General features: G+C 64.1%; 19 protein-coding genes. 8 read left to right on the plus strand and 11 right to left on the minus strand.

Annotated features, from left to right (window positions below; all coding sequences use genetic code 11):
- Positions 1-13: 13 nt before the first annotated feature.
- The 6 genes from U8326_RS02665 to U8326_RS02690 all read left to right on the plus strand — a co-directional run bounded on the left by U8326_RS02665 (position 14) and on the right by U8326_RS02690 (position 5,563).
- Positions 14-901 carry a universal stress protein gene (locus tag U8326_RS02665; protein WP_324742170.1) on the plus strand — a complete coding sequence of 296 codons (888 nt, stop codon included), beginning with the start codon at positions 14-16 and terminating at the stop codon, positions 899-901.
- 21 nt (positions 902-922) lie between these two features.
- On the plus strand, positions 923-1,891 hold the full coding sequence (locus tag U8326_RS02670) for a calcium/sodium antiporter (RefSeq protein ID WP_324742171.1): 969 nt from the start codon (positions 923-925) through the stop codon (positions 1,889-1,891).
- Between the two features lie 99 nt (positions 1,892-1,990).
- Positions 1,991-2,920: a 1-phosphofructokinase family hexose kinase gene (locus tag U8326_RS02675; RefSeq protein WP_324742172.1), complete on the plus strand. Its 930-nt coding sequence runs from the start codon at positions 1,991-1,993 to the stop codon at positions 2,918-2,920.
- 73 nt (positions 2,921-2,993) lie between these two features.
- Positions 2,994-4,535 (plus strand): MBL fold metallo-hydrolase, encoded by a 1,542-nt coding sequence (locus U8326_RS02680; RefSeq protein WP_416385540.1) that lies wholly within the window; start codon positions 2,994-2,996, stop codon positions 4,533-4,535.
- A gap of 85 nt (positions 4,536-4,620) precedes the next feature.
- Positions 4,621-5,052, plus strand: coding sequence for a group III truncated hemoglobin (locus tag U8326_RS02685; RefSeq protein ID WP_324742173.1), 432 nt, complete (start codon positions 4,621-4,623; stop codon positions 5,050-5,052).
- Between the two features lie 46 nt (positions 5,053-5,098).
- Positions 5,099-5,563: a hypothetical protein gene (locus U8326_RS02690; RefSeq protein ID WP_324742174.1), complete on the plus strand. Its 465-nt coding sequence runs from the start codon at positions 5,099-5,101 to the stop codon at positions 5,561-5,563.
- A gap of 57 nt (positions 5,564-5,620) precedes the next feature.
- On the opposite strand, the gene U8326_RS02695 is transcribed toward U8326_RS02690, so the two are convergent.
- Positions 5,621-6,262 (minus strand): peroxiredoxin, encoded by a 642-nt coding sequence (locus tag U8326_RS02695; protein WP_324742175.1) that lies wholly within the window; start codon positions 6,260-6,262, stop codon positions 5,621-5,623.
- A 203-nt stretch (positions 6,263-6,465) separates the two neighbouring features.
- Between U8326_RS02695 and U8326_RS02700 the strand changes: the two genes are divergently transcribed.
- Together U8326_RS02700 and U8326_RS02705 are read left to right on the plus strand one after the other, a co-directional pair.
- A complete protein-coding gene (locus U8326_RS02700) occupies positions 6,466-7,314 on the plus strand; it encodes a LysR family transcriptional regulator (protein WP_324742177.1) in 849 nt (282 codons plus the stop codon).
- Entirely contained in the window at positions 7,311-7,802 is a 492-nt protein-coding gene (locus U8326_RS02705; protein WP_324742178.1) for a DUF6306 domain-containing protein, read from the plus strand. Before U8326_RS02700 ends, U8326_RS02705 begins: the two co-directional genes overlap by 4 nt.
- Before the next feature lie 49 nt (positions 7,803-7,851).
- Here U8326_RS02705 and U8326_RS02710 read toward each other — a convergent pair whose 3' ends face one another.
- The 10 genes from U8326_RS02710 to U8326_RS02755 form a co-directional block, all read right to left on the minus strand.
- The gene (locus tag U8326_RS02710; RefSeq protein WP_324742180.1) at positions 7,852-8,295 is read right to left on the minus strand and encodes an Rrf2 family transcriptional regulator; all 444 of its coding nucleotides are present in this window, start codon (positions 8,293-8,295) and stop codon (positions 7,852-7,854) included.
- 98 nt (positions 8,296-8,393) lie between these two features.
- Entirely contained in the window at positions 8,394-9,593 is a 1,200-nt protein-coding gene (locus U8326_RS02715; RefSeq protein ID WP_324742181.1) for an NnrS family protein, read from the minus strand.
- Positions 9,594-9,646: 53 nt separating this feature from the next.
- On the minus strand, positions 9,647-9,796 hold the full coding sequence (ccoS, locus tag U8326_RS02720; RefSeq protein WP_324742182.1) for a cbb3-type cytochrome oxidase assembly protein CcoS: 150 nt from the start codon (positions 9,794-9,796) through the stop codon (positions 9,647-9,649).
- Positions 9,793-12,030 (minus strand): cation-translocating P-type ATPase, encoded by a 2,238-nt coding sequence (locus U8326_RS02725; RefSeq protein WP_324742183.1) that lies wholly within the window; start codon positions 12,028-12,030, stop codon positions 9,793-9,795. The genes ccoS and U8326_RS02725 overlap by 4 nt, the downstream gene beginning before the upstream one ends.
- A 3-nt stretch (positions 12,031-12,033) precedes the next feature.
- A complete protein-coding gene (locus U8326_RS02730; RefSeq protein WP_324742185.1) occupies positions 12,034-12,816 on the minus strand; it encodes a DUF2189 domain-containing protein in 783 nt (260 codons plus the stop codon).
- Between the two features lie 198 nt (positions 12,817-13,014).
- Positions 13,015-13,857, minus strand: coding sequence for a cytochrome-c oxidase, cbb3-type subunit III (gene ccoP / locus U8326_RS02735; protein ID WP_324742186.1), 843 nt, complete (start codon positions 13,855-13,857; stop codon positions 13,015-13,017).
- Positions 13,858-13,883: 26 nt separating this feature from the next.
- A complete protein-coding gene (locus tag U8326_RS02740) occupies positions 13,884-14,054 on the minus strand; it encodes a cbb3-type cytochrome c oxidase subunit 3 (protein WP_324742188.1) in 171 nt (56 codons plus the stop codon).
- Positions 14,051-14,782 carry a cytochrome-c oxidase, cbb3-type subunit II gene (gene ccoO, locus U8326_RS02745; RefSeq protein WP_324742189.1) on the minus strand — a complete coding sequence of 244 codons (732 nt, stop codon included), beginning with the start codon at positions 14,780-14,782 and terminating at the stop codon, positions 14,051-14,053. Before ccoO ends, U8326_RS02740 begins: the two co-directional genes overlap by 4 nt.
- A 6-nt stretch (positions 14,783-14,788) precedes the next feature.
- Positions 14,789-16,435, minus strand: coding sequence for a cytochrome-c oxidase, cbb3-type subunit I (ccoN, locus tag U8326_RS02750; RefSeq protein ID WP_324742190.1), 1,647 nt, complete (start codon positions 16,433-16,435; stop codon positions 14,789-14,791).
- Positions 16,436-16,741: 306 nt separating this feature from the next.
- Positions 16,742-17,746, minus strand: coding sequence for a rod shape-determining protein (locus U8326_RS02755; RefSeq protein WP_324742191.1), 1,005 nt, complete (start codon positions 17,744-17,746; stop codon positions 16,742-16,744).
- Positions 17,747-17,850: the final 104 nt, after the last annotated feature.

The raw sequence follows: 17,850 nt of genomic DNA on the forward strand, positions 1-17,850 counted from the left end.
AAGGAGAAGGACAATGACCGAGCCAGGCTGGATGAACGGGCCGCCAGCTACGATCCTGGTCGCGACCGACCTCAGCGCGCGCTGCGACCGCGCGCTCGACCGCGCGGTGCAGCTTGCCGGACAATGGAACGCCCGAATCCTGGCGGTCCATGCGGTCGAAACGGAAGACCACCCCGATCTCACGCGAATCTGGGAAACGCCCTCGTGGCGTCGTCCGCCAGATCCGGAGCAGCGCGCCCGCGATCAGCTGCTGGCCGACCTCGCCGAGCTATCCGTCGCGATCGACGTCCATGTCGAGGCAGGCAAGCCGGCCGATGTCATCCTCGCCGCAGCGGCTCGCGAAAACGCGGGGCTGATCGTCACCGGCGTTGCGCGCGACGAGCCGTTGCATCGCTCGCTGCTGGGCGACACCGTTCACCGGCTGATGCGCAACTCGCCGGTTCCGTTGCTGATTACCCGGAACAAGGCGCGCGCGCCCTATCGCAGGGTCGTGGTCGCGACGGACTTCGCCGCTTCCTCGCGCCATGCGCTGGAAGCCGCGGCCCGCTTTTTCCCCGACGCGGATTTCACCCTGTTCAACGGCTATGACGTGCCCTTCGCAAGCTATCTGACGGAAGAGGAGGTCAAGGTCGGCTTCCGCGGCATCGAGGAAGAAGCCGCCCGCCGCTTCCTGGCCGAGGCCGACATTGCCGACGAGGTGCGAAGCCGCACCGTCCGGCTGATCGAGCATGGCGTGCCGGAAGCCTTGCTGCGCGACTATGTGCGCGGCCATCGGGTCGATCTCACCGTCGTCGGCAGCCATGGCGGCGGAGCGATCTACGAACTGGTCATTGGCAGCACCGCGCGGCGGATCATCGACACGGTGCCCGGCGATGTGCTGCTCGTGCGTGATCCTGCCTGAGATGGCGGCACTGCGGATATAATGCCGTTCGTCTGGTGCGCCGCCGGGCTTGCCCTGCTGGTCTTGGGGGCCGAGCTGGTGGTGCGCGGCGGCACGCATGTCGCCGCGCGGCTGGGCGTGCCGCCGCTGGTGATCGGCCTGACGATCGTCGTCGTGGGGACCAGCACGCCGGAACTCGCGGTCGGGATCGACGCCGCGCTGCGAGGCGAGGGGGAGCTTGCGGTCGGCAATATCGCGGGCACCAACATCGTCAATATTCTGCTGATCCTGGGGTTGAGCGCGCTGATCGAGCCGCTGGCGATCCGGATGCAGACGATTCGGCTTGACCTGCCGATCATGATCCTTGCTTCGCTGATGCTGGTCGCCCTGGCCTGGGACGGCAATCTTTCACGGGCCGACGGCATTATCCTGACGATGTCCGCCCTGGCCTATACGATGGCGATCCTGCGCATCGCGCGGCGGGAGAGCCAGGGCATCAAGGCGGCTTTCAGCAGGGAATTCGCGGCACGGCCCGATTCCACGCCCACGCCGGAAAACCTGCTGAGCCTTGGCGCGCTCGCAGCCGGACTCGTCGTGATCGCGGTCGGCGCGGACTTGCTGGTGGATGGCGCGGTGGCGCTGGCAAGGCAATGGGGCGTCTCGGACGCCTTCATCGGCCTCACCATCGTGGCGATCGGAACCTCGTCGCCGGAGCTGGTGACGACCGTGGTTTCCACGATCCGCAAGGCGCGGGACATCGCCATCGGCAATCTGCTGGGCAGCAGCATCTACAATATCCTGTTCATCCTCGGCATCACCTGCATCGTGCCGGATGCTGGGATTCAGGTCGGGCAGGCCCTGATCCGCATCGACATTCCGCTGACGGCGGCGGTGGCCTTATTGTGCATCCCCGTGTTCGTCAGCGGCCGCAGCGTTACCCGCTTCGAGGGCGGGTTGTTCGTCATCGCCTATGCCGTTTATCTGGCTTATCTGATCGCTGCCCGGACATGAATGCCGCGGAACCGCGAGCCGGAGCCAAGGCGGCATGGGGGCCGAAAAAACCGCAGCCGCGCCTTGACGCGGCCTGCCAATCTGAGACGATCCGGCATCATGATGAACATCGCCACGCTTACGCTCAACCCGACGATCGACGTTGCCTATGAAGTGGACAGGATGTTCCACACCCACAAGATGCGGACGCGCAAGGAGCATTACGACCCAGGCGGCGGCGGCATCAACGTGGCCCGGGTCTTCGTGCGGCTGGGCGGCAATGCGCGCTGCTATTACCTCTCGGGCGGCGCGACGGGGCCTGCGCTCGACGGCCTGCTCGATCTCCACCAGCTCGTCCGCGAACGGATCGCGATCAAGGGGCACACGCGCGTCAGCACTGCCGTTCTCGAGCTGGAGAGCGGGAAGGAATACCGCTTCGTGCCGCCCGGCCCGGCGGTTGCCCCGGAAGAATGGCAGGAGTGCCTTGACCGGCTCGCTGCCGCCAATTGCGATTACCTTGTCGTCAGCGGTTCGCTTCCTCCGGGCGTGCCCGACGATTTCTATGCCCGCGTTGCGGCGATTGCCGCCCCGCGCGGCATCAGGGTGGTGCTCGACAGTTCGGGCACCGGCCTGCGTGAAGGGCTTGCCGGCGGCAATGTCTTCCTGGTCAAGCCGAGCATCGGCGAGCTGCGGCAACTGACCGGCGAGAAGCTGGAAGGGATCGAGGCTGTGGCGGCGGCGGCCATGGACATCGTGGGCAAGGGGCAGGCGGAACTGGTCGCGGTGACGCTGGGCCATGAAGGCGCTCTCCTCGCCCGGAAGGCCGGCACCCTTTTCCTTCCCGCCCTCGCCATCGAGGCGAAGAGCGCGGTCGGGGCCGGGGACAGCTTCCTGTCCGCCATGGTCTTCGCGCTGGCGAGCGGCCGGGATGAGGTGGAGGCCTTCCGCTTCGGCATTGCCGCGGGCGCCGCGGCCGTTCTGACGGCGGGCACCGATCTTTGCCAGCCTGACGATATCCGGCGGCTTTATGCCCATGTCGTCGCGGCCTGAGCGGATCGGACACATGGCCAGCCCGCCGACCCTCGCCTTCCACGGCGCCGCCCGCACTGTCACCGGCTCCTGCATGGAGCTTTGCCTCGGTGAGCGGCGCATCCTGATCGACTGCGGACTTTTCCAGGGGTCGCGCTCGCTGGAAGCGCTGAATCGCGAACCGTTCTCCTTCGATGCGAAGGGCCTGGACGCGGTCATCCTCACGCACGCCCATATCGATCACAGCGGGCTGCTGCCGAAGCTGGTTGCGGATGGCTATGCGGGGCCGATCTGGTGCACCGAGCCGACGCGCGACCTGCTCCGCCATATGCTGCCGGATGCCGGGCGCATCCAGGAATACGAGGCGGAACGGCGCAACCGCCGCGCGGACCGGGCAGGCGAGGAGCCCTTCGTTCCAGCCTATACCGAGGCGGATGCGCAGGCTGCGGTCGCGCAAGCCCGGCCGGTGGCGCTGAAGACGTGGTTCGAGCCTGCGCCGGGCATCCGCGCGCGGCTCTGGAACGCCGGGCATATCCTCGGCTCGGCCTCGGTCGAGGTCGAGGCGGGCGGTTCGCGCCTGCTCTTCTCCGGCGACATCGGGCCGGAGCACAAGGCCTTCCATCCCGATCCCGAAGCGCCGTCCGGCTTCGACCATGTCGTTTGCGAGAGCACCTATGGCGACCGGGTGCGCGAGGAAGTGACGATCGAGCAGCGGCGCACGCTGCTGGAGGCGGAAATCAGGGGCGCGCTGACCCGGGGCGGCAATCTCGTCATTCCGGTCTTCGCGCTGGAGCGCACGCAGGAATTGCTGCTCGACGTGGCCAGCCTGATTAATGCCGGGCATCTCCCGCATGTGCATCTGTTCGTCGATTCACCGCTCGCCAGCCATGCGACCGACGTCTTCGCCAAGCACAAGGAAGCGCTGGAGGACCTCGGCTCGGGCGAGATATTCCGTCACCCCGCCTTCCATTTCGTCGAGAATGCCAGCCAGTCGATGCGCCTCAACAGCATGTCGGGCACGATCATCATGGCGGCTTCGGGCATGTGCGAAGCGGGCCGCATCCGGCACCATCTGCGCCACAATCTGCCGCGCCGGGAATCGACGGTCCTGTTCGTCGGCTTTCAGGCGGCGGGAACGCTGGGCCGGGCCATCATGGATGGCGCGCACCGTGTGCGCATCTCCGGCCATGACGTGACGGTGCGGGCGCAGATCCGGCGCATCGACAGCTATTCCGCCCATGCCGACCGCGACGACATCCATGCCTGGGTCGCCGCGCGCGCGCCCATCGCGGGCAGCCTGTTTCTCACTCATGGCGAGTCCGAAGCTATCGAGGCGCTGCGCCGCGATCTTCAATCCCAGGGCGCGGCGAATGCGATCGTCACGCCCGAAATCGGCGAGCGCTATGCATTGACTGCCGGCGCTCCGGCGAAACGGATCGAAACAGGCCGGGTCGATCTGCGCGACGCGCTGGGCCAGGATTGGCAGAATGACTATGCCCGCTTCGCGACCAGCCTGAAACAGCAGCTTGCCGAGATCGAGAGCGCGTCGGCGCGGCGCGAGGCCCTGACGCGGATGCGCGCCATTCTGGATTCGTTCAAGGAACATCGGGACAAGCGGCGGGATCGCCATCGCTGACGAACGGGCTGATTAGGCGCTCTCATTGTATTTTCATGCCCGAGGGAATAAATGCATATTAAATGCATAATTTGGAGTCGCGGCGATGGCGCGGTTGCAGATCGACGAAGGCGGACTGAAGGAACTCGTTGAAGCCTTCTATGCGCGCGTTCGCGCGGATGAGGCGCTCGGCCCGATTTTCAACGATGCGATCGACGACTGGCCGGAGCATCTCGAGAAGCTGGCCGCTTTCTGGTCTTCCGTGATGCTGACCAGCGGGCGCTACAAGGGGCAGCCGGTGCCGGCGCATGTGAAGCATCGCGACCGCATAACGCCGGCTCTGTTCGACCGCTGGCTGGCGTTATGGGAACAGACCACCAATGAATTGATGGAGCCGGAAGCGGCCGATGCGCTGCAGAACAAGGCGCGCCGCATCGCCGAGAGCCTGAAACTTGCCATGTTTTTCCGGCTGGATGGGCCGGGGACGCCTGAGCGCGCACGGCATGGCTCGGACACCGGCATGACCGCTTCGCAATGAGAGGGGAGAAGCTCCAGTCTGCCGTTGCCGGGCCGAGGCGGCGGTAATGGAGGATTTCATCATCGCCCGGGTCCTGCATGTCGTCGCTATCCTGTTCTGGATCGGCGGGGTTGCGTTCGTGACGCTGGTGGTGATGCCGTCGGTGCGGAGCCAGCATGCCCCGGGCGAGAGGCTTCATGCCTTTCACAGGCTGGAGGGCCGCTTCGCCCCGCAGGCGCGCCTCTGGGTCCTGCTTGCGGGCGCGAGCGGCTTCTGGATGGCCTGGCGGGCCGAGATGTGGGATCGCTTTTACGACCTCCATTTCTGGTGGATGCATGCGATGGTGGCGCTCTGGCTGGTCTTCGCGGCGATGCTGTTCGTCATCGAGCCGCTTTTCCTCCACCGACGCATGATGTCATCGAGCGATCCCGCGCGGGATTTCGCGCGGATGGAACGCATGCATCGCGTGCTGCTGGCGGCGTCCATCATCACCGTGATCGGCGCCGTGGCCGGAAGCCACGGGTTGCTCTGATTTCGGATCAGGCCGGGGTCTGCGGTTCAATCCATGATCGACTTTCCGCTTGCAGCCTTATTCTCCGGTCGTTTGCAGATCGACGATCCGCAAATAGGGTTTCAGCGTCCTGTATCCTTGCGGGAACTGGCGAGAGGCCTCTTCATCCGACAGCTTGGGGGAGATCACCACCGGCTCGCCCTGCTGCCAGTTGACCGGCGTGGCGATGCTGCGCGCATCGGTCAGTTGCAGGCTGTCGATCGCGCGCAGGATCTCGGAGAAATTGCGCCCCGTGGAGGGCGGATAAGTCAGGATCAGCCGGACCTTGCGGGCCGGATCGATCACGAACACCGAGCGTACGGTAACGGTGGGATCGCTCTCCGGGTGGATCATGTCATAAAGCGAGGAAACTCGCGCATCCGGGTCCGCGATCATCGGAAAATCGAGCCTGGCGCCCTGCGTTTCCTCGATGTCGGCTTCCCATTTGTAATGGGCTTCGACCGGATCGACCGAGAGCCCGATCGGCTTGACGTTCCGCTTGTCCCATTCGGGGCGCAGCTTCGCCACTTCGCCCAGCTCGGTGGTGCAGACGGGTGTGAAATTCTTGGGATGGCTGAACAGCACGCCCCAGCTCGATCCAAGCCAGTCGTGAAAACGAATCCGGCCGTGCGTGGTGTCCTGTTCGAAGTCGGGGGCGATTTGCCCAAGCTGGATAGTCATGAAGGCTCCTCATGCATGTGGCGGCATTGTGGAGCAGCCAGGTTCAGCAAACAAATGAATGTTATTTATGATTATATGCAAAAATTTTTCGTGAGGGACTGGGGGCGTATATCAGCGTGTTTCCTTGCAGGAGCACCCGAAATCCACTATCATTCAACAATAAAATAAATATGATTAGAGGTTGAAAGCAAGGAACTTCTGGAATGGATATCAGCGTTGCCCGCACATTCCTAGAAGTGGTGAAGACCGGCAGCTTCGTCGGCGCGGCGGCCAACCTCAATCTCACCCAGACGGCGGTGAGCGCGCGTATCCGGGTGCTGGAGGACCAGCTCGACCGGCCCGTGTTCATCCGGAACAAGGCCGGGGCAAAGCTGACTCCGGCGGGCGAGCAATTTCTCCGCTTTGCGACGACGCTCGTCCAGGTCTGGGATCGGGCAAGGCATGCCGTCGCTCTCCCGCCCGGCCGGGAAACGGTGGTGACGATCGGCGTGGAACTCAGCCTGTGGAGCCCGCTGCTGCGGCATTGGCTGCTGTGGATGCGGCGCGAATGCCCTGAAATTGCGGTGAGCACGCAGATCGATACTTCGGAACGCCTCATGGAGCAGGTCCAGGACGGGTCCCTCGATGTCGCCGTGCTCTACGCGGCGCCGAGCCGTCCGGGCGTGATAGTCGAACTCCTCTTCGAGGAGAAACTGGTGCTGGTGAGAACGACGCCGGCCAGTTCCCCGCTCGCGCCCGAGGATCATGTGCGGATCGATTGGGGGGAGGAATTTGCGGCAAGCTATCAGGCGGCATTCCCGGACCAGCCCAACGCGGTGGTATCGATCAGCTATGGGCCGCTCGCGCTGGAATATATATTGGCGACAGGCGGCAGCGGCTATTTCCGCAAGGGTTTCATCCGCTCCTATCTCGAAGAGGGGCGGCTGACGCTGGTGCCTGACAGCCCCGAGTTCTCCTATTCCGCATATGTCGTTCATTCGACCAAGGCCGACCCGGGCGTGATGGACCGGATTCGCGCGGGCCTGCGGGCTTCGGCGGCGATTGCGGCATGACCGGCGAGCCGTCCTCGCCCGTCTGCTACGCAGCCGACGCCGACGACCTCTACATGGGGTATGCCGGGCGCGATGAAATCATCGCCTTGCTCAATGAACTGCTCGAGGCCGAACGGGCAGGCGCCCGCGTCGCGCTTGCCAGCGGCAAGGCGGCGCCCGATGCATCCTATGCCGATCTGATGCGGGCGGTGCGGGCCGATGAAGCGCGCTGGTGCGCGATGCTGTCACGCCAGATAAAGCGCCTGGGCGGCGCGCCGTCGCGAAAGACGGGAGCATTCCGAGGCAAGGCCATGGCCATCGCCGACCCGATGGAGCGCCTGGCTTTCCTCAATCGCGGACAATCATGGGTGGTGAGGAAGCTCGAAGCTCTCACGCCACGGGTGCGGGACGAGAATCTCCATGCGGATCTGCGGCTGATGCTGGAAAGCCACCGCGAGAATATCGACCGTGCCGATGCGGTGCTTCGGTCAGCCGAAAGCGGGGCGTGACTGTCCCGGCAGGTGCGGCTCCCGATGCCGCGGCCCCTTGTGATGTTCGCTACGGGATGCCGATGCCAAGGGGAGATTGGCGGTTCATCAATCGGCGCATGGTATCCCTGTCGGTTATCAGATCCGCGATCGTGTAGGAATCGAACACCGCCAGCATGGCCTGCACACCTTCGGCAAGGACGCCGGTCAGCCCGCAGGCTGGAGACAATGCGCAGCCGGAGCAATCGGCAAGTTGAAAGCCTTCCTCCGTGTGGCGGACGACCTCTCCGACGCCAATCCTGCCGGCCGGACGGGCCAGGCGCATCCCGCCAGTGCGGCCTCGAACCGTCTCGACAAACCCTTCGCGCGCCAGCGCGTTCACGACCTTCATCAAATGGTTGTGGGAGATTTCATAGGTTCGCGAAATCTCACCGATCGAGCACAGCCGTTCGTCATGCAGGGCAAGATGGATCAACACCCGGAGCGAATAATCCGTGTATCGCGTCAGCCGCACACACTTCTCCTGAGGAATACTTCAAGCCTTCATACCTGTATGGTTGCTGCATGTTAAGGGTTTCACGATGAGTTTCGCCGCCGGATATTCCTGCGCGCCTAGCCCGGTTTGCCGTCCGCTCGTGGCAGTACATAGATACGGGCCACCCAGACGACCCAGGGCAGAAAGGCCAGCAGCCAGCCAAATGCCGCATAGGCTTGCCAGGCGAGCCAATCGTCCGCCAGCTCGGCGGTAATGCGAACGATACAGACCGCTTGCACGGCGAGAAACGTATAGATTCCGATAGGCGGCAGGATCAGTGGCCGGCCCGAATGGCCCTGGGTGACGCGCGTGACCATCGCCACCAGGATACTGCCGAAGAAGCCCACGAACAGCGCATGGGCCGGAGCCTTGCCGAGAATGACCTGTCCCCAGAGAGCGAGCGCGATGCCCTGCGCGGTGTAGAGCGCGAAGGCGAATGGCAGCCAGGCAAGCCCCACGAACAGCACCGCCAGCAGGGGCGGCATTCCGCGATATGGAAACCAGCGGAGCAGCATCAACGTGGTCAGCAGGAACAGCGGCAGGTCCGACAGCAACCGCCAAGCTGGAGGCAGCGCGATGTGCAGGGCCATGAGAGCCCAGCCGGTGGCCAGTATCCAGCGTGGCCGCCAGGGTTCGTAGCCCGGCAAGGCGCTGGCCGCGAAGAAGGGGATCATCCGGTGCGCGACAGTGAAATAGACCGGCAGAAGCAGCCCGAATGTTCCCAGCTTGATGGCGGCATCGCCCAGGGCAGGGTCATCCAGGAGCAGAAAGGCCAGCCATAGCCCCAGGCCCGCCGCGCCGAGGCAAAGCGCGATGAAGCAGCCCGCAAGATGCCATGTCCTGCCCGCGTCGCGATAGGCCAGATGGCCAAGCGGAAGCAGGCCGGCGATCCAGCCCGCAAGCGTTGCGATGGCGCCTAGAACGACACCCTCATGCCATCCGAGCGCTCCGGTCAGCGTGAGGAGCTGCCCCCCCAGCAGACCGGCTCCAACGGGCCAGGCTTTCCGCCGGTCGAGATTCGCCTCGCCCATCCAGCGCGGGAAAACGGTAAGCAGGAAGCCGAAGAAGAAGCTCGGCAGGACCTGATACTGCATCAGGAAGGCATGCAGCCGCCCCGCATAGAGTTCCGGCTGCGGCATGGACAGCAATGGCCATCTCGCGGTGGCCAGCCAGAATGCCCACCAGGCCATGGCCAGCAGCAGGTTCAAGGCGCCAATGAAGAACATCAGCCGGTGAGGGGCCTTGCCAAGGTTCGCGACGGATAACGATGACGGCATGTTCCGGTCTTCTCCCTTCGGCTCCCCGTTTCACAGCTGGGCGGCGCGATCCGTCAGAGCGGCTGATCCTCGTCGCTCAGGATGCGCTCCGCCGCCCCTGCGACATCCTCATACTGGCCGCTCCGCAGCGCCCAGAAGAACAGGGCCAGCCCAAGGGCGCCGAGCCCGAGCGAGATCGGGATCAGATACCAGAGGACATTCATGCGGCGCTTTCCCTCAGCGGCTGTGGCGCCTGTTCCGGCATTCGCCGCTGTCGCCGGGGGCCTTCGACGGGGCGCGGCCGGAGCCGCAATGCGTTGCCTATGACGAGGATCGACGAGCCTGACATGGCCAGCGCCGCGATGAGCGGCGTGACGAAGCCAGCGATCGCGAGGGGAAGGGCGACCGCATTATAGAGCGCGGCGAATGCGAAATTCTGCCGGATCAGCCTGCCGGCTGCCCGCGAAGTGTGGATGGCGAAGGGGACCGCTTCGAGGTCCGGCCGCAGGAACACGAAGTCGGCCGCCTGTCGGCCGACGTCCGCCGCGCTTCCGGGCGCGATGGAAACATGGGCGGCCGTGAGCGCCGGCGCATCGTTGAGGCCGTCGCCCACCATCAGCACTTTCCGGCCCATTCTGCCGAGTTCAGTCACATGCGCGGTCTTTTCCGCCGGCAGGAGTCCGCCCCGGGCATGTTCGATGCCGAGATCGCTGGCCACGCTGGCTACGATCCCGGAGGTATCGCCGGATAGGATTTCAAGCGCAAACCCGCCCGCGCGCAGATCGGCCACCGCCCCTGTGGCGCCCGCGCGCAACTCGTCCGCGAAGGCGAAGGTCTGCATCAGCTGTCCATTGTGCGCCAGCACCGTGCCGCTTGCCTGTGATGCGTGCTTTCCTTCGAGCGCCCATTCGCTGCGGCCGAGCCGCCAACTGTCCGGGCCGGCCCGGGCTTCCAATCCTTGCCCGGCCAGTTCGACGATGCTGTCGAAGGCGAGATCGGCACGCTGCCCGGTCTGCGCCAGCGCCCGCGCGTAGGGGTGAATGGAATTGGCGGCAATGGTCGCGGCAATCGCGAGGTGAGCCTTGTCCATCGGCGCATCGCGCCGCAACACGGGCCGTCCCGAGGTCAATGTTCCGGTCTTGTCGAAGATGATCGTATCAATCTCCGCAAGGCGCTCCATCGCGGAACCGTCCTTCACCATGATGCCATGCTCGTAGAGGCGTCGAGCCGCCACGGTTTGAACCATCGGGACGGCGAGACCCAGGGCGCAGGGGCAGGTGATGATGAGGACGGCGACGGCGATGGTGACGGCGCGGTGGAGGTCGCCGGTCGCCAGCATCCAGCCCAGGAAACCCAGGAACGCCGCGCTGTGAACCACCGGGGTGTAGAGCTGGGCGGCACGATCGGCCAGGCGACGATAGTGCGAGCGTCCGCCTTCGGCCACCTCCATCAGCCGGATCATCTCGGCAAGAAAGCTGTCCTTGGCGGCTGCTATTGCCTTCACCTTGAGCGGCCCGGTGAGGTTGAGCGTTCCCGCGCGCAGCGGGCCGCCCGGTGCGACGGCTTCGGGCGCACTTTCGCCGGTCGCCAGCGAGGCGTCGATGTCGGAGCGGCCGTCCAGCACGACGGCATCGACCGGAACCCGCTCGCCGGCCGCCACCAGGATCGTCATGCCCGGGGTGATCTCGGCCGTCGGCATATAGGTTCGCGTGCCATCCGGAGCGATCACGGTGGCCCCATAGGCCGCGAGGCGCTCCAGCCCCTTGACCGCCGCCCGGGCGCGCTCGCGCATCAAATGATCGAGCGTCCGCCCGATGAGGAGGAAGAAGAGCAGGGAGACCGCCGCGTCGAAATAGGCATGGGGCTGGCTGTGGATGGTGTCGTAAAGGCTCATGCCGAACGCCAGCAGCACACCGATGGAGATCGGCACGTCCATGTTGGTCCGGCCATGCCTCAGCGCCCGCCAGGCCGACTGGAAGAATACCCGTCCCGAATAGGCCAGCGCGGGCAGCGCGATGGCGGCCGAGAGCCAATGGAACAGGTCGCGCGTATCGCCCGCCGCGCCGGACCAGACCGATACCGACAGGCCCATGACATTCATGGAGGCGAAGCCGGCAACCGCCAGGGCGCGGATCAGCCGGGCAAGCTCCGGGTCTTTCCCATCCTGCGGCGGCTCGTGAAGAAAGGCCTCGAAGCCGAGTTCGGACAGAGTTTCGCCTAGCGGCGGTGGACCTTCCTCGCTTTCGCGCCAGGCTACCGCGACGCGCCTGGTCGAGAGGTTGACGCGGGCCCGCTCCACGCCGGGAAGCGCGCCGAGGCCCTGCTCGATCCGGCGGATGCAATTGCCGCAGTGAATGCCGGGAACCGACAGATCGGTCTGCCTCGATCCCGTGCCGATAGCGCGGCTCGCAAGCCTTATTTCATCCGCCGAAAGCCTGTATCCCGCGGCGCTTGCCATGGCCTATCGCACGGCGCGGTAGGCATGCCACGTCGCATGGCCCAGCAGGGGAAATACCACGATCAGGCCCAGCAGGCCGGTTGCCAGCGACAGCAGGAACAGGGCCAGCACGATTGCGCCCCATACCAGCATGGCGGGCAGGTTGTTCCATACCAGCGCCCAGCTCGTGCCCATGGCGGTCAGGGCGTCGAGGCGCTGGTCGAGCAGGAGCGGGATGGAGAAGGCGGAGATGGCGAAGGAGAAGGCCGCGAACAATCCACCGACCAGCGTGCCGATGGCCAGCATGACAAGGCCGGTCGGCGTCGTGAACAGCATCGGCGCGATATGATCTATGCCGGGAAAGGCCCGCACACCGAAAAACAGCGCATAGATGATGACTGCCGCCCGCATCCACAGCAGCATCAATCCGCACAGCATGGCCCCGATAAAGAATATCTGCGCGCCCGATTGCGCGCGTGGCACGATCATCTGGCCAAGCGTCACCGGCTCGTTGCGCTCGATCCCGCGGCTCTTCACGTAAAGGCCGATGGCGAGGGTGGGGGCAAAGACGAGGAAGCCGGCGAGAGCCGGAAACAGGACATAATCCCATTCCAGCAAGGCCAGCCCCAGGACCATCGCCAATGACAGCAGGAACACGAGGACGCCATAGGCAAGGCTGGGCAGGGGATCGGTCGTCAGATCCTGCCAGCCCGCCCGCAGCCAGGTGAAAGCGCTTCCCGGCGGCAGGTCGCGGGCATAGCGCCTTTCCGATGGGAGCGGTGGCACCACGGGCGGGATTGTCGCCATTATGCTCTCCTGGTCAGCATGACGAACGGGCTGCGCGGAAAGTGCCGGGAGGCGATGCCTCGCTTCCCGCCTTGACATGCGCCACGCATCGAGGCTGCGAATTCGTGGCGACGAGGACAAGATGCGCGTTTGCAAGCAATACGATGGCCAGCGCTCCGATTGCGATGCAGATGAAGACCATTCGCGAGCGCGGAAGCTTCATCGCCGATCTCCCTTGTCGAGGAGATAGATCGTGAGCAGCTTCACTTCAACCGGGCTGAGGCGATGCCCCCAGGCGGGCATTTCGCCCTGCCTTCCATCATAAATGACATCCTGTATCGTTCCGATGTCGGCTCCATAGAGCCAGGCAGTGTCCGTCAGATTGGGGATGCCCAGCGCCTGATTGCCGTGCCCTTCCGGCCCATGGCAGACAACGCAATTCTCCGCGAACACCGTGCGTCCTTGCGCCACCGATTTGGCCCGGCCTTTGATCCATGAGGGAGCCGAGAGAGACTTCACATAATCGGCGACGGCAAGCACGGAATCATCGTCCAGAATGCCGTCCCGGCCGAAGGCCATCATCTGGCTGACGCGGGTTTCCGGATGCTGGGCGCTGTTCACCCCCACGCGAATGGTCTGCGCGATGGTGTCCGGATCACCACCCCATAGCCAGTCCTTATCCGTCAGGTTGGGAAAGCCTTTGACGCCCTTCGCATCCATGCCATGGCAGGCTGCGCAATTGTCGCCGAACAGGCGCTGGCCATGTTCCCGCACGATCATCATCAGTTGGTCATCGGCGCGGATATTGCCGTAATCCATGGCTGCTATACGCTGCCCCCAGGCAGAACGGGCAAGTTCCGCCCCCTCGACCTTTCCATTGACTATCTCCTTGTCATCATGGCCGAGAAGGCCGCGCGTATAGGTCTTTCCCACCGGCCAGGCCGGCATGAGGACCCAGTAACCGAGCGAGAACAGCGCAGTCACGATCAGAAAGAACCACACGGCGCGCGGGACCGGAGTGTTCAACTCCTTGATCCCGTTCCATTCATGGCCGGTCGTCATGTGCCCGCTATGGGGATCGCGTTCGCCTACCGCCACGGCTTGTCCTCGTCATCGATGATATCGCGTGCCGCCTTGTCGAACCGTCCCTTGTTCGCGGGCCAGCAGGCGTAGATCAGGGCGATCGCCGCCATCCCGAGCAGGTAGAAGAGCCCGAACGACTTGGCAAAACCGACCAGCATATGGTGATCGAGGTTCATGGCGCCTGCTTCCCGCCCGGCGGAACTTGCGTCGCATCGCTGAGCTTGCCGAGCACCTGGAGATAGGCCACCAGCGCATCCATTTCCGAGACGGTCCGCTTGTCGCCGTCGAAATATCGGATTTGCGTTGCTTCGCCATAGCGCTTGGCCAGGCCCGCCGTATCATCGTCTGGCGAAGCCTGCGCCATTGCGTCGGCCGGTGCATTGGCGATCATCTCGTCGGTGTAGGGAACGCCGACCTTGCGCAATGCCCGCAGATTGTCGCCCAGATGGGCTGCCTGCAGCTCGGTTTCGCTCAGCCAGTGGTAGCGGGGCATGATCGACTGGGGCACGACATCGCGCGGATTGTTGAGATGCGCCGTATGCCATTGATCGGAATATTTTCCGCCGATGCGGGCAAGGTCGGGGCCGGTCCGCTTGGATCCCCACAGCATCGGATGGTCGTATTTGGATTCGACGGCGAGAGAGTAATGTCCGTAGCGCTCCACCTCGTCCTGCAATGTGCGGATCATCTGCGAATGGCAGGCATAGCAGCCCTCGCGGATGTAGATGTTGCGGCCGGCCAGTTCGAGCGGGGTATAGACCCGCATGTCGGGATCGGTTTCGACGGTCTCGTCGATCGTGAACAGGGGCGCGATCTCGATCAGCCCGCCAATGCTGGCCACGACCATGATCGCGACGGCCAGGACGACCGACTTGCGTTCGATCCGGTAATGGGTTCCGAACATCGGCGCTTATTCCGCAGGCTGGAGGTTGGTGGGAAGGGGCGTGTCGCTCGACGGCGCCGGGGTGGCCGATGGCCGGCGGATCGTCATCCAGATATTGTAGCAGCCCACGATGGCCCCGATCAGGAACAGCAGCCCCCCGATCGCGCGAGCCACGTAATAGGGATGCATCGCGATCATGGAATCCAGGAAGGAATAGGCAAGCGTTCCGCTGTCGTTGTAGGTGCGCCACATCAGGCCCTGGATGATGCCTGAGTTCCACATCGCGAAGACGTAGATCAGCGTTCCCGCGAGCGCGAGCCAGAAGTGGACCTCGACCAGCGCCGGCGAATGGATGCGCTCGCGCTTCCACAGCCATGGCACCACGGCATAGATGGACCCAAAGGTGATGAGGGCGACCCAGCCCATCGCGCCCGCATGGACATGACCGATCGTCCAGTCGGTGTAATGGGACAGCGAATTCACCGAGCGGATCGCCATGAAAGACCCCTCGAAAGTCGAGAGGCCATAGAACACCGCAGCCATCATCATGAAGCGCAGCGTGGCGTCGTCGCGCACCTTGTGCCACGCCCCGTTGAGCGTCAGCAGCGCATTGGCCGCCGCGATCCATGACGGCACGAGCAGCATGACGGAGAAGGTCATGCCCAGCGTCTGCACCCATTGCGGCAGCGCCGTGTAATGCAGGTGATGCGAGCCGGCCCACATATAGAAGAAGGTGATCCCCCAGAAGCCGATGATCGACATGCGGTAGGAATAGATCGGCCGCTCGGCGCGCTTGGGCAGATAGTAGTACATCATGCCCAGGAAGCCTGCGGTGAGGAAGAAGGCGACGGCGTTATGGCCATACCACCATTGCGTCATCGCATCCTGCACGCCGGAAAACAGCGAATAGCTCTTGGCGCCTGCGAAGGAGGCCGGAACCGCGAGGTTGTTGACGATGTGCAGGATCGCGACGACCAGGATGAACGCCAGATAATACCAGTTGGCGACGTAGATATGCGGCTCCTTGCGCCCCGCGAGCGTGCGCAGATAGAGCAGCAGATAGGTCACCCACACGATCACCAGCCAGATATCGGCATACCATTCCGGCTCGGCATATTCCTTCGACTGGGTGATCCCCATGAAATAGCCGCTGACGGCGAGGATGCAGAACAGATTGTAGCCGATCAGCACGAACCAGGGGCTGAACTGGTCAGCCAGGCGCGCGCGCGAGGTGCGCTGCATCACGTGGAACGAGGTGGCGATCAGCGCATTGCCGCCAAAGCCGAAAATCACGCCGGTGGTATGAGCGGGACGCAATCGCCCGAAGCTGGACCAGGCGGCATCGAAAGTCAGATCGGGAAAGGCGAGCAGCCATGCCACCCAATCGCCGATGAACATGCCGAACACCGCCCAGAGCATGGCGATGACGATGCCGACCTTGCTTGGATCGTCATAATAACTCTCGAACCGGGTTTCGGGCGGCTCCGGCGCGGAATATCCCTTGAGCAACACGCACAGAATGCCGAGGCTGAACAGCAGCACGATGAACCCATGCGCCTGCATCGGATCGGCGCGCGCAGCGCCCGCTGCAGCCATGGCCAACCCGATGAAGGCAAGGGCGACGAGTATCGCCAAGCCCAATTGGCGCTCGCTGACAGTGAGGCCTGAAATCACGTTCCGAACTCCCTCGCCGGTTCGATCCCATCGCCTTATCATCAAAAATGCATTTTTAATACCTCTATTCCGGCAAGCCCGTTCGTATCCCGTCAAAGGATTGAAAATGCTTTATTTTCAGGCCATGTGGCTACCGGTTTTTTCGAGAATCGTGGATCGGGAAAGATGATGCGGCGCCAAGCCATCGGGTATCGAGATTGGCTTTGCCTCGCATCGGGTAAGGCGAGGCTTGCGGGCCCACGGCACTGCCATTCCCTGTGCCACGAATGGCGTGGCCAGGATTGCGATCCGGTGAGAGGGAGCGGCTTATCCCGCCAGCATTCGATGGAGCCCGTAAGCCACGCATTGGGTCGGCTGCTCCGCGATTTCGACCCGCAAGCCCGTGGCCGCGGCGATCATTTCGCTCATCAGCGGCATCAAGGCTCCGCCGCCGGTCAGGACAACGCCCCGGTCATGGATGTCCTGGCTGATCTCGGGCGCTGCGCGTCCGAGCACGTCCCGCACGACACTGACGACCTGCTGGATATGTTTCTTCACGACCATGTCCAGCTCGGACAATTCGACTTCGATCGACATCGGCAATCCAGCCCGCAGGCAGCGCCCCCTGACCGATATGGCGTCCGCTTCGTTGCCATATGGCGCCCGCCGCCTGCCGACATAATCGAGCTTGAGCTGTTCGGCGGTCAGGTCGCCGATCAGGAACTTGTGGCGCAAATGCAGTTGATCGGCGATGGCCCGATTGAGCGTGGCTCCGCCGATGCGGACCGATCCCGTTTCGCACAGGCCACCGAGCGAAAAAACCGCGACCTCCGTAGTGCCGGCTCCGCATTCGATAATCATGGAGCCAGCCGGCTCCTGGACCGGAAGCTGCGCGCCTATGGCCGCGGCAAGCGGCTCCGCCACCAGTGTCGTGGCCCCGAACCCGGCATCATCGGCTGCGGTCAGCATGGCGTTGCGCTCGGCCTGGGTGGCGTCTGCCGGCACGCCGAAAATCGCTCTGGGCGCGCGCAGCCGCTTGCGGCCCCCCGCGCGCGACATCGCATAGCGCAGCAATTCCTTGGCCGCGTCAATATCCTGCAACACGCCCCGGCAAAGCGGATGTTTCATCTGGAGGTGGGTCGGGGTGCGATCGACCATGGCATGCGCCTCCGCCCCGGCCGCGACGAGGCCGCTCGTTCCCTGCTGGCGAGAGAAACAGCACAGCGATGGCTCGTCGAACACGATGCCGTCGTCACGCCGAATAACACGTACGTTGGCGGTGCCGAAATCGATCGCGATTTCTGGTCGCCGGGAGGTAAGGATTGAAGTCACCGGGTGCGCTTAACAAACCGCGCGGGCTTTGTCTCTTTCCATGAACGCCGATCCTCTTCATTCACCTTTCAGGCGCTGCGCGCCGTCGTTTTGAAGTGATGGGC

The sequence above is a fragment of the Tsuneonella sp. CC-YZS046 genome, from assembly GCF_035581365.1.
GTDB lineage: Bacteria > Pseudomonadota > Alphaproteobacteria > Sphingomonadales > Sphingomonadaceae > JAWKXU01.